A 14,807-nucleotide genomic window follows, 5' to 3' on the forward strand; every position below is an offset into this window, starting at 1 on the left:
GCATGCCCGAGCCGACGCGCCCCTGCCTCACTCGCCGGCGAAGTCCTCCGCCGAGCGCACGCACTCGACCGCCACCGCCGCGACCTGCGGCATCCCCGGCGGGCGCTTGGTCACCTTCACGCGCACCTGCACGCGCGGGTACAGGCGCACCACCTGGCGCGCGAGGTCGACCGCGAGCGCCTCGATGAGCGCGTAGCGGCGGCCCTGCACGTGGCGCTCGAGCTGCTGCACGACCACGAAGTAGTCGACCAGGCCGGTGAACTCGTCGCGCGCCGGGCCGCGGGTGAAGTCGCACGCGATCGCCAGGTCGACGACCACGGTCTGGTGGATGTCCAGCTCCGCCGCGTGGAAGCCGACGCCGACGGTCAACTGGAGCCCGTGACAGTAGACAGTGTCCTGCATGCTGCGCCCGGGCCGCCGCCCGCGGCGAAGCTACCACGCGTCGGCCGGGCGAGCTGCGGAGGCGCCAGGTCGCCGCGCGAACGTCGACCGCCGGCCGGCCCGCGCCCCTCCGCATCGGAGTGAGGGGTCGGCGCCGCCTCGCGGACAGAGGTCCGCCCCCGGCCGCGCCCTCTGTCCTCGAGGACAGCCTCCTCGTTCGCAGCCGCCCCCGCGGGCCTCCGACCACCTGCCCTGAAGGACAGGCTCAGCGCAATCGGTGCTCGAGCCGCTGGGCGGTGTCCTCGAGGACAGCCCGGTGCTCGGCCGGCACGAACTCGATCTGGCGGCGCAGGTACGGCAGCAGCTCCGAGTTGGGCAGCTCGCTGATGGCGGTGCTGGCGACCTTGACGAACGGCTGCTCGCCCTCGCGGAGGCGGTCGCACAGGAAGTCGAGCGCCTCGACGCTGCCTATCTTGCCGATGGCGGTCAGCGCCGCCTTGCGGGCGGCCTCGGGGTCGGGCAGGTCGCGGGCCTCGAAGATCCGGCGCAGCGGCTCGAACGCGTGCGGGAACACCAGCCGCTCGACCGAGGCCGCCGCGGCCTTGCGGACCGGCGCGCTCGGGTCACGCAGCGCCTGTGACACCAGGCCGAAGCTGCGCTTGAAGCGGAGGGCGCCCATGGCCGCGGCCACCGACTCGCGCAGCGACGCGTCGCCGTGGCGGTACATCGCCTCGAGGCCGGCGATCACCGGGTAGGCGCGGACGACCGCCAGGCTCTTGACGATCTCGAGCGGCGGCACCGACTGACCGCGGCGCTCGAGCTCGAGCACCAGCAGCAGCGCGTGGCGGCGCACGTAGTCGGGGAAGCGGCGGTCGGCCATCACGCCCGCGGCGACCAGCGCCGGATCGCCGCCGAGCTCCCACTCGGCCAGGTCGACGTACCAGACCTCCTCGTAGTCGGGCAGCTGGCGCAGGAACTCGGGCACGGGCATCGGCCGCGGCGCGTCCTGGGGCTGGTCGCCGAGGCGACGGATCAGCCGCAGCGCGCGCTCGCGGTTCTTGGCCGGCAGGTCGAGCGTGGTGATCTTGCGGTAGGCCTCGGCGACCTGGCGGAACGCCCGCACCGACGCGAACGCCTCGGCGGCGGCGAGGCAGGCGTTCTCGATGATCTGCGGCGGGTGGCCGGCCGCCAGCGCCTCGGTCGCCGCCTTGATCCACGCCTCGGCGCTGCGCCAGCGCAGGTCGTCGGCGTAGGGCAGGCCCGAGCGGGTGCAGTAGTCGGCGGCCTCGCGCAGGATCGACGCCACCGCGTGGAACTCGCCGGCCTCGCGGGCCATGGCGATGAACGTCTCGTACAGGCGCAGCGCGTCGAGCTTGAGCCCGTCGTCGCGGAGGATCCGGACGCTGTTGAGGTAGCCCTCGGCGACGTTCTCGAACGCCCGCGTCTCCGAGCCGAGGCGCGCGATCAGCTGGTAGCAGTCGAACGCGCGCTCGCGCAGGCCCTCGCTCTCGAACGCGTCGGCGACCTCCTCGACGCTGGTGGTCGCGTCGGCGATGGCCTGGCGGGCGCGCTCGTGGCCGAGGCGGCGCAGGCACAGCGCGTAGTTGATCTTCATCAGCGCGCGCTCGTAGTCGCGGTCGACCAGCGCGTCGCCGGCGAGCATGCGGGCCCACAGCTGCGAGGCCGCCGCGTCGTCGCCGGCGCGCTCGAGGGCGATCGCGCGGTGCACCGGCATCCCGCCGAGCTCGAACCACGAGGCCGCCGCGCGGTGCTGGCCGGCGCGCGACAGATAGATCGCGTACAGGCGCACGGTGCGGACCGCGTCGGCGTCGCCGGCCTGGGCCCGCTGCGCGTACAGCCGCATGATGTCGGGCCCCGGCATCTCGCGCGCGCCGAGGTACGACAGGCAGGCCATGCCCTCGCCCCAGTTGCCGGTCGCGCGCAGCGAGTCGACATAGGCGCGCAGCCACTCCTCGTACTCGAAGTCGATGCGGTCGACCACCTGGACCAGCTGGCGCAGGTAGATCTGGGCGTCGGCGTGGCGGCCGGCCCGCAGCGCCCCCTCGGCGCGGATCCACAGCACGTTGGTGTCGATCACCGCCGCCTCCGCGCCTGTCCCTTCAACCCTGTCCCGACGGACATGGTCTTCACGCCACCCGTCTTGCGCTTGATCGGCTGGGCCTGGCGCTGGCCGGCTTCGACGTCGCTGATGATCTGGCGGGCCCGCTGGGCCCGGCGGCCGTGGCTTATCGCCTGGTCGTCGATCACGTGCACGCGGTAGAACAGGTCGAGGTAGCCGAGGTCGAGCACGCCCGAGCTGGGCAGGATGAACACGCCGTAGATCGGCGCGCGCGCGGCCAGGGCGGCGACGTCGTCGGGCGGCAGCTGGCACTCGCCGTGGGTCAGCAGGTAGACCAGCACCTTGCCGCCGCCGCCGCCCGAGCGGCGCGGGGCCGACAGCTCGGCGTTGATCTGGCGGATCACGCGGGCGTAGTTGCGGCCGTGCTCGGCGCGGAACTGCAGCACGTAGGGCACCTCGGCGTGGCCCTGGGCGCCGACCTTGACGCCCTCGTACAGGCGGCTGTCGAAGAAGCGCAGGATCACGTGCTCGCCGAGCAGCGCCAGCCGCTTGCACAGCGCCAGCGCCAGGCCGCGGGCGAACACCTCCCGCACCCCGCGCATCGACGCCGAGCCGTCGACCAGCACGTAGTGGGTGCGGTGCTCGTTCTCCACCTGCTTCTCGTGGGTGAAGTAGAACAGCTCGTCGTCGATGAACTTCTGCTCGAAGATGTCCTCGTCGTAGGCCAGCTGCGACAGCTCGAGGTCGTCGACGCCGCCGAAGCGCTCGATGGACGCGTAGCCGTCGATCGAGAACACCTGCTGGCCGGCCTCGCGCTTGACCTCGAGGATCGACGGCAGGAGCTCCATCGAGAAGTCGATCACGTCGGCCAGCGCCGGGCTGACCATCACGTTGTAGAGGTCGGCCAGGTCGACGCCCGCGGCCGCCTCGCCGGGCCCGCCGCGGAACAGGCCGAACAGGCGCAGCGCGTCGACGTCGATCTGCTCGACCGCGAGCAGCGGCAAGAGCCGGTGCGTCGTCAGCGTCTGCAGCCACGCGATCGTCTGCCGCTGGTCGTAGCGGGTGTAGGCCGAGCTCGGCTCGACGCGCGCGTAGTGGATCGCGTCGACCGGCAGCTCGATCGGCCGCAGCACCCGCACGTCGTCGGGCAGCTGCGGGACCACCGGCGCGAACACCCGCGCCAGGACCACGCCGATCATCTGGTCGCGGTGCTTCCAGCCGGCCTGCGCGCGCACCAGGTCGCTCTCGCTGAGCTCGACCAGCAGGCCGCGCCACGCCTCGCACAGCTCCGACTCGGCGATGCCCTTGACCACCGGGCCCGGGCCGCCGAGGCCGGTGATCAAGCAGCCGAGGTCGTGCAGCACCACCAGCGGCGCGGCCACGCCGAGGCGCGCGAGGATCCCCTGCCACACCAGCGCGCGCATCATCGCCAGCGCGCCGGCGCCGTCGATCTGCGACAGCGCCAGGCTGCCGACCTGGCGCTCGAGCTCGGCCACGTTGGGCGTCACGCGCGGCGCCTGGGCCGGCGCGCCGGCGGCGGGCCGTGCGGTCCGCGGGGCCGGGGCCTGAGGCGGAGCGGCGCGCGGCGGGACCGGGGGCTTGCGGACGTCGGCCATGGAGGCGGGCACCTCTTACGCGAAGCGGCTCGAGGCGAACATCGTCTCGAGCAGCTTGTCGACCTCGCCGACCATGCGCTGGGCCGTCGGGCTGTCCTGCATGCGGAGGAGCGCCGCCTTGATGTCGCCGAGGTTGCGCAGCTGGCTGAACAGCTGCATGTCCGAGAGGACCTGGCTGCCGGTCAAGGTCTCGCGGATCACCCGCAGCTCCTCGAGCAGGTCCTGCAGGCTGGTGGGCGTGGCGCCGATCCGGCCGTGGTCGGGGTGCGACTCGTACCAGCGGTCGAGCACCGGGCCGACGATCTCTTGCAGAATCTCCTCCTGCTCCGGCGTGTTCCACACGTGGCGGAGGATGAACAGGTCGGCGTCGGTCACGTGGTCGCGGCCGTCGAACAGGGCCGAGCTGGCGAACAGCTTGAGCAGCTTGACCACGCGGCGGTCGGACAGGCCGATGCCCTCCGAGCGGATCTGGAACACCATGCCCTTGAAGGTGGTGAGGAACTCCTCGCTCATCTTCACGTGCGAGCCGAAGTCGCGCTGGACCGTCAGCAGCTCGGCCGCGGTCGCCACCTTGCGCCCGACCTGCACGTCGGCCATCTGCTGCACCTCGAGCTGGATGCCCTTCTGCAGCAGGCCGCGGAAGTGATAGCTGTCGAGGTAGTCGCAGCGGACGCGCAGGAGGAAGCGGTCGAAGATGGCCGACAGCGCCTCGTCGGTCGGCACCTCGTTGCTCGCGGCGAAGAGGCTGATGAGCGGCACCCGCACGGTGTTGGTGCCGTGGGTGAAGCGGCGCGCGTTGACCAGCGTGAGCAGGCTGTTCAAGATGGCGCTGTTGGCCTTGAAGATCTCGTCGAGGAACACGACCTCGGCCTCGGGCAGCATCTTCTCGATGCGCCGGCGGTACGAGCCCTGGCGGAACGCCTGGATGTCGACCGGGCCGAAGATCTCGTTGGGCTCGGTGAAGCGGGTCAGCAGGTAGTCGAAGAACCGGGCGTCGATCACCTGCGCGAACGCGCGGACGATCGCGCTCTTGGCGGTGCCCGGCGGCCCCACCATCACCATGTGTTCGCCGGCCAGGGCCGAGATGAAGAGGAGACGGATGATCTCCTCCTTGCCGAGGAACTGCTGCTCGAGCTGGCGCGCCCCGTCCTGCAGGCGGCGGGCGAGGTCGCTGATCGAGAAGGTGGCCGGGGTGGTGCTCATGGTTATGTTTCGGCTTTTACGACGCGCGGGACGAGCGTCGCCAGGAGATTTTCGACGACCGAGCGCGGGATGAGCTCGCCGAGGTGATCGATATACTCGATCCAGCGCCGCTCCACTTGCGCGTCGAAGCCGAGGCTGGCGGGCCCGCCGATCGGCGAGCCCAGCACCTCCCCCAGCGCGGGCAGCAGCAGCGGCAGCGCCAGGAACATCTGCACCGGCCGGTCGCGGCTGGTGGGCGCGACGCCGAGCCGGGCGCCGAGCTCGAGCACGCGGAGGAAGTGGACGTGGATGAGGGCCCCGACCAGGGCCGCGACGTCCTCGGGTCCGGCGCTGTCGACGGGGGCCGGCAGGGCCAGCATCGGCCGCGCGCCGGCGGTCTGCGCGCCCGCGGCGGTCGGGGTCGGACCCGACAGCGGGCGGCCCGTCAGCGAGAACAGCAGCGAGCCGAGGACCGTGCCGCCGATCTCGATCCAGTGCCGCGACGACGCCCACGCGTGGCAGACCGCGCGGGCGAACGCGCGGTGGCGCAGGAAGCCCGCGCCTTCGAGCGGGCTGTAGCCCGGCGGGGCCGACAGCGGGCGCAGGAGGCAGGTCACCGGGCTGGCCCAAAGGACATCTTGTTGCAGCGCCGAGACCTCGGCCACATGCGCGGCCGACCACCAGTTGAGGGTCTCCTCGCGGACCGACAGCGCGCCCGGCACCGTCCAGCGCAGGCGCCGGCGCGGGATCTCCTGGCCGACGAAGCGCAGCTCGCCCTCCGCCCCGCTCAGGATCTGATCGCGGCGCGACAGCTCCAAGAACGCCCCCACGGCCGCGTGGTTGGCCAGCGCCGCCGAGAAGCCCTCGGGCCGGCTGAACAGCAGCCAGTAGCGGGCCGCCGACTCGACCCGGCGCCAGGTCGCCTGGCGGGCCCACACGCGGCCGCGGTCGGGGTGGTCGAGCACGAGCAGGTTGTAGAGCGCGACCCACAGCGCCAGCTCCTCGGCGCCCGGGTCGTGCAGGTCGGGCTCGGCCACCAGCTGCTGCGCGCGCTGCAGGCGGAGCGCCGCCACCTCGCTGGTGCGCAGCGTCGCCAGCTCTCCGGACATCGCCCGGAAGTCGGCCGGACGCACCGGTGCGGTCACGTGCACCGTCCCGCCGCCGAGCAGGGGCGCCACGAAGCGCGCGCAGAACTCGCCGAGGTCCCGGGTCACGACTCTCGCCCCGGCGGCAGCTCCGGCGTCCCGCTCGCCTCCTCGACGGCCGGCCGACCCGCGCGCCCCGCCTCGCCGAAGCCCCACAGCGCGAAGCGACCGAGCCGCTCGTTGAGCAGCGTCGCCGGCCCCGACGGCGGCGAGTCCGACGGGCTCGCCTCGATCACCGCCAGCTCGAGCCGGCTCATCATCGCCGCGTCGAGCGGCGCCAGGTGGTCGGGCCGCAGGCGCAGCGGGCTCTGATCTGTCCCGAGGAACAGGGCGTGGTCGGCCGCCTCGAGCCCGAGCAGCTCGCGCACCAGCTGCGGCCGCACGTGCGGCCACAGCTCGAACCCGTCGGGCACCAGCACCCCGGGCGCGACCTCGACGATGCGCATCCCCAGCGGGATGATCGCCGCCGCGCCGACCCCGGCTGCCAGCCCGGCCGCGCCGCCGAGCGACGACCCGGTCAGCACCAGCATCCCCTGCGGCAGCACCGCCAGCCGCGCCGCCGCCAGCGCCATCGGCGGGATCAGATAAATCAATCGCCGCAGCAGGCCCGCCTGCTCCCACCGGATCAGCGCCCCGCGGGGCTCGCGGATCGACGCCGTCGGTCGCAGCCGCAGCTCGACCTTCAGCGCCTGCACCGCGGTGCCGCGGGCGTCGCCCGGGTCGTGGGCGCGCGCGGCCACGTCGCTGCGCACGAGGTGGGCCCCGTCGATGAACTGCGGCGCTCCGTCGAGCCGCTCGACCCGGCCGACGCGCCCGCGGAACAGGTACATCTCGTCGCCCGGCAGGCACGACGACGCCGACGCCAGGTGGATCGGGTGGCGGTACCCGATCTCGACCGCCGCCCGCTGCGACACCGGCGCGAGCAGCTCGACCCCCGGGATCCCGTGCAGCACGTCGAGCACCTGCCCGCTCGGCTGGCGCAGCCGCAGCAGCAGGCTGGCCCGCCGCTCGCCGGCCAGGGCCACGCGGACGCCCGCGAGCGGCACCTGGTTGCCCCACAAGTAACTCAGGATCCTGTCCGAAAGGCCAGGTGCCACCAGGACCAGGGCGATCTCGTGCAACCCGCACAGCTGCGGGTCGGTGGCGATGCCCGCGAGCGGCAGCGGGATCTGGCGCAGCGACAGCCGCTGGATCAGCTCGACCGGGTCGAGCCGATCGAGGGCGCGGTAGCGCGCGGCGATGTCGTGGTCGACCACCAGGACCTCTTCGGGGCTGGCCGCCGTGGCCGTCCCGCCGGCGAGGTCGTAGCCGAACGGGGCCATCCGGTCGCGGTAGCGGACGAACACGGTGCCGCTGCCGGTGAACAGCTGGCCGTGGACCGCCATCGAAAGCCGGCCCAGGCGGTCGAGCGCGTAGCTGTCGGCGCCGGCGCAGCGCATCAGCAGCGCATGGCCGCCGCCCTCGCGGCGGGCCCGCTCGATCGTCATCGTCGGGATCAGCTCGTCGAGGCTGCACTCCTCGCTGTACGCGCCGAGGAACGCCACCAGGCGGTCGAGCGAGGGGAAGGTCACCAGCGTCTCGCGCCCGCACGCCACCCCGCGAGCGTCCGGCGCCAGACCCTGGAGATGAAAGCGCGTCTGTCCGGCGGCGATCGGCTCGAGCAGGGCGGGCATCGGGACCGGGAGTGTAGCCGCTCCACTGCGGACCATCTACGGCGTCGTTTCGGCCGCCAGCCCGCGCACGCGGCGGGATCGCGCTCCCCGCCCGCGCGACGACCACCGCGACCACCGCGATCGCCGGGCCGCGCCCATCGCACCGCCGCCAGGCGCAACCCACGACCTCGAGGTCTCGCGGCCGATGGCGACGGATCGCCCTGGGTCCTCGCCGAGCGCCCGCTGCCCACGCGGCCCGCAACACCCGCGACGCGATCGCCACGTCCTGGCGTGGTTTCCTCGCAGCTGGACGCCCCGCCCCGTCCTCCTCGACACGCCGAGCGCCCGGCGTGTCCGCCTCGGGCGCCCCATCCGCGCGGTCCTCGTCGCCTCATCGCCTCGCCGAGCGTCCGACTCCCTGCCGGCGAAAGGGCGCGCCGATCGCCCGTGCGGCCGAAGCTCGCCATCCCGTGCCTCGGCCCCGCAGCGGCCGTCCCGCGGCGTCTCGGTCCCGCGGCGTGTTAGCATGGGCGCTGCTTGTCCCGCCCGAGCAAGCCGCGTCCGCCGCCGCCGCCGCCACCGCCTGCCTTGCGGCCGCCGGCAGCCGCGCTCGACACTCCGGCCCGTCCGGGCCCCGGCGACGGCCTCGCTCGCGCCCGGGCTCTCGAGCACACCGGCGACCACGCCCGGGCCGCCGCGCTGCGCCTCGAGTACGCCCACACCCTGTGCGGAACGGCCCAGCGGATCGCCCTCCTGCGCGAGGGCGCCGCGCGTCACTCCGGCGCCACCGAGGAGGGCCGCAGCCTCCACCAGGCGCTCGCCGAGACCCTCCTGCGCCACGCCGAATTCATGGAAGACGGCGCCCCGCGGCGGGCGATCCTCATGGAGGCCGCCCGCGCGCTCGAGGAGGCCGATCAGGGCGCCATCGCCGGCGAGATCTACGAGCGCCTCCACATGCTGCGGCGCGCCGCGGTCGCCTACGAGCGGGCCGGCGCCGTCACCCAGCTCGAGTACGTCCTCGGCCTCATCGATCGCATCGAGCACGCCGAGACCGTCCTGCAGCGGGCCAGCGACGAGATCGACGCCGCCCTGCGCGAGGGTCGGCGGTTCTTCGCCCACGGCCTGCTGCAGGAGCACTTGCAGGACGCGCGGACCACCCGCGGCCCGCTCGCGCACAGCGGCGCCCCGCTGCTGCGGGCCGCCCTCGCCCGCGTGCAGGCCGACCTCGGCGTCGCCCTCCCGCGCGGCCAGCGGGTCGACCTGCGCTGGGGGACAGGTCAGGTCACGCGCGTGGTCCTGCGCGCCGACCTGCGCCTCGGTCGCTCACCGGACGTCGAGCTCAGCCTCGGCGGCGCCAGCCTCTCGCGCGAGCACGCCGTCCTGCGGCTCGAGGCCATCGCCGCCGCGCTCGGCGGCGCCGGCACCGACGAGGTCGAGCTGGCCGTCGCCCTCGTCGATCTCGGCTCGCGCGCCGGCACCTTCTGGCGCGGCGAAGCCCTCGCGCCCGGCGAGCCCCTCGCCCTCGAGGGTCCCGGCGAGCTCGCCCTCGGCCTGTCCGCCGCCCGCCTCGAGGTCCATCCGCTCCCGCGCGAGCGCGGCGAGCTCGGCGCCCTCCTGCGCCCGCTCGGCCAGGGCCCCCCCGCCGCGCCGTGGACCCTCTACCTCCCCGGCGGCGGCCCGCTGTGGCTCGCGCCCGACCGCCCGATCCCCGCCGTCCTCGAGCTGCGCCCGCCCTTCATCGCCGTGCGGATCGCCGCCGGCGTGCGCGCCCAGCTCGGCCAGGAGCCGCTCGGCCCCGGCGCCAGCATCGAGCTCCTCCACGGCGACCGCCTCCACCTCGACCTGCCCGACGGCCGCCTGACGCTCGAGATCTCGATGAACTGACCCTTCGCACCTGCCCGATCGGCCCTGTCCCAACGCACCTGCCTCTTCGGCCCTGCCCCTTCGGCCCTGCCCCTTCGACCAGCCGATCCCGCTCCCGACCTGTCCTTTCGACCACCCCGGCGCGCCGTCCTCTGCCCGACGACCTCTCGATCACCTCCTCTCTCGACCAGCCCCCGGTTCGCCGTCCTCCGTCCCGCCTGTCCTCTCGACCACCCTGGCGCGCCGTCCTCTGCCCCCCCTGTCCTTTCGACCACTCCGGCGCCGTCTTCTGCCCGACGACCCTCTCGATCACCTGCCCTCTCGACCACCCGCCGGCTCGCCGTCCTCTGCCCGACCCTTCCCCTCGAGACTCGCCCGTCATGCCGATCGAGCCCCTCCGCGGCGACATCCGCGCCGATCCAGCCCTCGACCACCAGCTGCGGGCCGTGCTCGCGCGGCTGTCGGAGGGCGCCGAGCTGCCGCGGGAGCTGCCGGGGATCGCCGCGCTCGCCCGCCGGCTGGTCGAGGGCGCACCGGTCGCCGAGCTCGATCGCCTGATCCGCGACCTCAGCCACGCCGGCTACGTCCGCGGCGCGCTCGTCAGCGTCGCCGCGCACCTGCGCCTGCGGCCGCGGCCGGACCTCGTCCTCGTGCTCGCGCGCGAGCTGTGCGACGCCCTCGCCCCCGACCTCGGCGTCGAGCTCGCGCGGGCGGCACTCGCCTTGCCCGAGGTCGAGGACACCCGCTGGCAGCCGACCGGCCCGTACGCCGCCGCCAACCTCCTGCTCGGCGACACCCTGCTCGACCGCGGCGACCCGCTCGGCGCCCTGCGTCACTTCGAGGCCCTGCTCGCCGTCGACATCGACCACGCCCGCGCCCTCCGCGGCTGGAGCACCGCCCAGCGCCGCCTCGGCCGCGGGGGCGCCCACGCCAGCCGCGGCCTCGCCCTGCTCGAGGGACTCGACGCCACCGAGTTGGTCGCCGGCCTCGGCGTCGACCGCTACGAGCTCGGCCGCCCGCTCGGCCGCGGCCGCCACGCAGTCGTCTATCAGGCCTTCGACCGCCGCGTCGGCCGCGACGTCGCCATCAAGCGCCTGGTCGCCGAGGGCAGCGACGGCCGCCTCGTCAGCGCCCGCTTCTTCGCCGAGGCGCGCACCCTGGCCCGCGTCCGCAGCCCGCACGTGATCGCCCTGCTCGACGTCCAGCCGGCGCACCGCTTCGTCGCCCTGAGCCTGTGCCGCGGCGGCAACCTGCGCGTCGCCGTGCGCAAGCGCCTCTTGGGCCCGGCCGACCTGCCGCGGGTCGGCGTCCAGATCGTCAGCGCCCTGCGGGCCGTGCACGCCGCCGGCGCCGTCCACCGCGACATCAAGCCGGCCAACATCCTCGTCCGCGAGGCCCGCGAGGGCTCCGCGGTGGCCCTCGCCGACTTCGGCCTCGCCCTCGCCGACACGCGCTCCGGCAGCGGCCACGCCGGCACCCTGCGCTACCTCGCCCCCGAGCTGCGCAGCCCCGGCCCGGCCGCCCGCGCCACCCCGGCCTCCGACCTGTTCAGCGCCGGCGTCGTCCTGCTCGAGCTGGCCCTCCACCCGCAGCCGCTCCCCGCCGTGTTCGACCAGATCGGCGCCGCCGCCTTCGACCCCGAGGAACATGTCCCGAAGGACCTGCCGAGCGGCTGGACCGACCGCCTCGTCCGCATGCTCGGCCCCGACCCCGCCGCCCGCGGCTGATAGGGGCGCGATTGGCGTCCACCCGCTTTCCATCGTACCGTCCAGGCGCCCCATGACCGTCGACCGCAGTATCATCCGGCGCCTGATCGCGCAGTGCGACCCGCAGAAGCCGCTGGAAGCGGGTTCACCGCTCTACGTGCCGTTCGACAAGGATCCCTCGGTCCGCGGCGAGCAAGCCTGCATCGATTCGCTGCGGCGCACGATCTTCGACGCCGAATCGCCCACCTGCCAGCTCTTCACCGGCTTTCCCGGCACGGGCAAGACCTCCGAGCTCCTGCGTCTCGCCGGCCAGATCAACAACGCCCCCCCGCCCGACTGCGGGTACGTCCTCTATATCAACTGCGAGGAGTACATCCACCGCTTCTTCCCGGTCTCGGTGACCGACGTCCTCAGCGCCATCACCTACTGCGTCGCCCGTGAGGCCGACAGGCTCGAGAAGACCGCGACGCCGCCCGGTGAGACCTACCTGCGCCAGTTCTTCGACAGCATCCGCCGCTTCCTCCCGACCAGCGCGCATCTGCAGCCCAAGTTCGAGCTCTACGGCCTCAACCTCATGCTCGAGCTCCGCAACAACCGCACGATCCACGACGAGATCGAGGAGGCGCTGCGCAAGCGCTTCCAGGACTTCGTGCGCGAGTGCTACGAGGAGATCGGGCGCTCGCTGAAGCGGATCCGAAAAGCCATCGGCAGCCGCGCCGACCGTTTCATCGTCATCGCCGACGGCCTCGAGAAGATCGACGCGATGAACGAGTCGCAACGCGAATCGATCGAGAACTCGATCGAGGCGCTGTTCGTCGCGTACGGCGACTTTTTGCGCCTCCCGTCGTGTCACGTGATCTACACCTTCCCGGTCTGGCTGCGCTTCCGCACCGCTCAGCTCGGCTCGGTGTTCGCGCGCGAGCCCCTCACCTTGCCGATGGTCAAGATCCACGACCGCGACGGCAACGATTTCGCCGCCGGGCTCGACAAGATGTACAAGCTCGTCGCCTGTCGCCTGGAAGACCCCGAACGGATCTTCGGCAAGGATCCAGTCGCGGCCGTGCGCCCGATCCTCACCGCGACCGGCGGCTATCCCCGCGACGTGCTGCGGATCCTCCGCAACCTGCTGCAGAACGAGGAGCAGTTCCCGGTCGCTCCGGCCCGGATCGAGCGGGCGATCAAGAACGTCCGCCAGACCTATCACGACATCATCCTCCGTACCGACGCGGCGCTGCTGAAAGAGATCGCTGACACCCACCGTGTCCCGACCGCCGACCGCGACCGCCTGCGACAATTCGGCCAGCTCTTCGCCCGTTATTTGATCCTCGCCTACCGCAACGGCGACGAGTGGTTCGACCTCCATCCCATGGTCCGCGGAGCTCCAGCCCTGATGGACCAATTCGGAGACGCCGCCCCGTGACCGAGCTGGCGCCGGATCTGCCGCCGTGGGTCCACCCCTACGAGTCGGACTTCCGCGAGCTCCTGCGCCAGCTCGACCTCGTCCCCGGCTTCATCTTCCAGCCCGTCGTCCTCCCGAGCCCCGACCTCGCGCGCGCGCTCGCCGACTGGCTCGCCGGGCAGGGCGTCGAAGTGCGCGTCATCGACATGCGCCACGACCCCTGGGACGAGCTCGGCACCCGGCTCCGCACGCTGTCCTTCGATTCATCCTCCGAGCGCCGCGCCGTCGTCGTCATCACCCCGAGCCACCTCGACCGCGCTGCCGCCCGCGACGGCCTCGCCGCCTTCAACTTCTCGCGCGACAGCATCGCCAGCAACCTCCAGTGCCCTCTGCTCTGGTGCGGCGATGTCCACCTTCTGCGAACTACCGCCGAACTCGCCACCGACTTTTGGTCGATCGCGGCCACCGTCTACCGGATCCCGCTGCGCGCACTGTCGGATGTCCCGCGAGGTCCCATGCGATTGTTCTGGAGCGGGGCAACGCGAGAGAGCGCCGAAACTATAGCCTCCCGCCTCGAGCATTCGCGCCTGCGAGGAGACGTGCGAGCAATCGCCCAGGCCAGTCTCGATCTGGCTGAGGCACAACTCGCCGCTGGTCAGCGCAGTGAAGCCTCTAGAACGCTCGAGGCGGCCAGGGCAGTCGTCAAAGTCGACGTGCCCGCGCTGGAGCTTCGCCAGTGGTGTCTCGAGCGCACGCTTCGAGCGCCAGGCCTGGCAGAGGGCATTGACGACTTGCGGGCACAGCTCGCAGACGCGCACGCTCGGGGCGCCGTAACTTTCGAGGCGCTTCTTCATCAGAAGCTCGCGGAGCTGTACTCCAACGCAAACCGTCAGTCCGAGTCACTCGAGGCGCGTCTCGCCGCCCGAGCCCTCTATCTCGATACTGGTGATGATGCGGCAGCGATGGCTGTCGAATCGAATCTCGAACAATTCCTCGATCAACTCTCTCCCGACTTGACCAAGGAAATTCGGGCGCACGCTGAGCACATGATTAGCAAGGCTAATACGCCCGGCGTCCGCATAAATGCATGGTCGTTCCTCGCCGCCCTCGCATATCATCAGCAACGGTGGGATGAGGCTGAGGAGGCTGCCACGGCGATTCTACGCGAGACGCCCCCTAGCAATCCGTTTCGACTGCACGGACTGGTAACGCGTCAACAAGTCGCATTTGCCCGCGACGATTGGACGAGGGCTGTCGCTCATAGTTCCGAACTACGCGACTTCGCCTTGGCACACGATGCGCCACCGCTCGTATTCTTGGGCATGCAGGGTATGGGCTTGGCACAGATGATGCTCGGCGAGTACCGCTGCGCGGGCAAAAACCTCCTCTCGACTCTGGAATTGGCGGCAAAGCTCGGTATCCATGACGCCGAAGCTTCTCTCACTTTTCTGCTCGCTCTGGCTGCTGAGCATTTGGGAGCGCGCGAGATTTGCACAGCATTCCTCGCACGCTCTCTGGAGTCCACCCTTCGCGCTGGATTACCCGTACCTCTGCGCACTGCTGAAAGAACGCGCCAAACTGCCGATCGAGAGCTCATCGACATCTTGGATTCTCTCGCTGGCGAACCTGGTAATCGCAAACTTGCCCTCATGCGGCTCCATGCCCTCTCGGACGCCAAGGAGCGTGCCCTGCGTGGACAAGGCGTGGACATCTCCAACATCGATACATGGCAAGTCTCCGAGCCATCGCAATCAGGCTCAGAGTCGTGAGGGAAATGCGCCAT

General features: G+C 72.2%; 10 protein-coding genes. 4 read left to right on the top strand and 6 right to left on the bottom strand.

The genetic code is table 11. The annotated features are described in order from the left end of the window. Positions 1-27: 27 nt before the first annotated feature. The 6 genes from O0S08_RS26935 to O0S08_RS26960 form a co-directional block, all read right to left on the bottom strand. Entirely contained in the window at positions 28-402 is a 375-nt protein-coding gene (locus O0S08_RS26935) for a dihydroneopterin aldolase (RefSeq protein ID WP_269032154.1), read from the bottom strand. 244 nt (positions 403-646) lie between these two features. Further along, positions 647-2,479 carry a HEAT repeat domain-containing protein gene (locus O0S08_RS26940; protein ID WP_269032155.1) on the bottom strand — a complete coding sequence of 611 codons (1,833 nt, stop codon included), beginning with the start codon at positions 2,477-2,479 and terminating at the stop codon, positions 647-649. Then, entirely contained in the window at positions 2,476-4,077 is a 1,602-nt protein-coding gene (locus tag O0S08_RS26945) for a hypothetical protein (protein WP_269032156.1), read from the bottom strand. The genes O0S08_RS26940 and O0S08_RS26945 overlap by 4 nt, the downstream gene beginning before the upstream one ends. Before the next feature lie 15 nt (positions 4,078-4,092). Continuing rightward, positions 4,093-5,280, bottom strand: a complete 1,188-nt coding sequence (locus tag O0S08_RS26950; RefSeq protein WP_269032157.1) for an AAA family ATPase — start codon at positions 5,278-5,280, stop codon at positions 4,093-4,095. A 2-nt stretch (positions 5,281-5,282) separates the two neighbouring features. Next, entirely contained in the window at positions 5,283-6,473 is a 1,191-nt protein-coding gene (locus O0S08_RS26955) for a hypothetical protein (protein ID WP_269032158.1), read from the bottom strand. Next, positions 6,470-8,077 carry a hypothetical protein gene (locus tag O0S08_RS26960; protein ID WP_269032159.1) on the bottom strand — a complete coding sequence of 536 codons (1,608 nt, stop codon included), beginning with the start codon at positions 8,075-8,077 and terminating at the stop codon, positions 6,470-6,472. The genes O0S08_RS26955 and O0S08_RS26960 overlap by 4 nt, the downstream gene beginning before the upstream one ends. 516 nt (positions 8,078-8,593) lie before the next feature. Here O0S08_RS26960 and O0S08_RS26965 point away from each other — a divergent pair. The 4 genes from O0S08_RS26965 to O0S08_RS26980 all read left to right on the top strand — a co-directional run bounded on the left by O0S08_RS26965 (position 8,594) and on the right by O0S08_RS26980 (position 14,793). Further along, a complete protein-coding gene (locus O0S08_RS26965; RefSeq protein ID WP_269032160.1) occupies positions 8,594-9,940 on the top strand; it encodes an FHA domain-containing protein in 1,347 nt (448 codons plus the stop codon). A gap of 359 nt (positions 9,941-10,299) precedes the next feature. Next, on the top strand, positions 10,300-11,646 hold the full coding sequence (locus tag O0S08_RS26970) for a serine/threonine-protein kinase (RefSeq protein WP_269032161.1): 1,347 nt from the start codon (positions 10,300-10,302) through the stop codon (positions 11,644-11,646). A gap of 52 nt (positions 11,647-11,698) precedes the next feature. Next, positions 11,699-13,045: a hypothetical protein gene (locus tag O0S08_RS26975; protein ID WP_269032162.1), complete on the top strand. Its 1,347-nt coding sequence runs from the start codon at positions 11,699-11,701 to the stop codon at positions 13,043-13,045. Further along, positions 13,042-14,793: a hypothetical protein gene (locus O0S08_RS26980; protein WP_269032163.1), complete on the top strand. Its 1,752-nt coding sequence runs from the start codon at positions 13,042-13,044 to the stop codon at positions 14,791-14,793. Before O0S08_RS26975 ends, O0S08_RS26980 begins: the two co-directional genes overlap by 4 nt. Positions 14,794-14,807 lie beyond the last annotated feature (14 nt).

The sequence above is a fragment of the Nannocystis punicea genome (assembly GCF_026965555.1).
Taxonomy (GTDB): domain Bacteria; phylum Myxococcota_A; class Polyangia; order Nannocystales; family Nannocystaceae; genus Nannocystis; species Nannocystis punicea.

Bases quoted from the DNA above. Each gene is read 5' to 3' on its own strand.
- O0S08_RS26935 (WP_269032154.1), bottom strand. From the start codon at position 402: ATGCAGGACACTGTCTACTGTCACGGGCTCCAGTTGACCGTCGGCGTC.
- O0S08_RS26945 (WP_269032156.1), bottom strand. From the start codon at position 4,077: ATGGCCGACGTCCGCAAGCCCCCGGTCCCGCCGCGCGCCGCTCCGCCT.
- O0S08_RS26950 (WP_269032157.1), bottom strand. From the start codon at position 5,280: ATGAGCACCACCCCGGCCACCTTCTCGATCAGCGACCTCGCCCGCCGC.
- O0S08_RS26975 (WP_269032162.1), top strand. From the start codon at position 11,699: ATGACCGTCGACCGCAGTATCATCCGGCGCCTGATCGCGCAGTGCGAC.
- O0S08_RS26960 (WP_269032159.1), bottom strand. From the start codon at position 8,077: ATGCCCGCCCTGCTCGAGCCGATCGCCGCCGGACAGACGCGCTTTCAT.
- O0S08_RS26970 (WP_269032161.1), top strand. From the start codon at position 10,300: ATGCCGATCGAGCCCCTCCGCGGCGACATCCGCGCCGATCCAGCCCTC.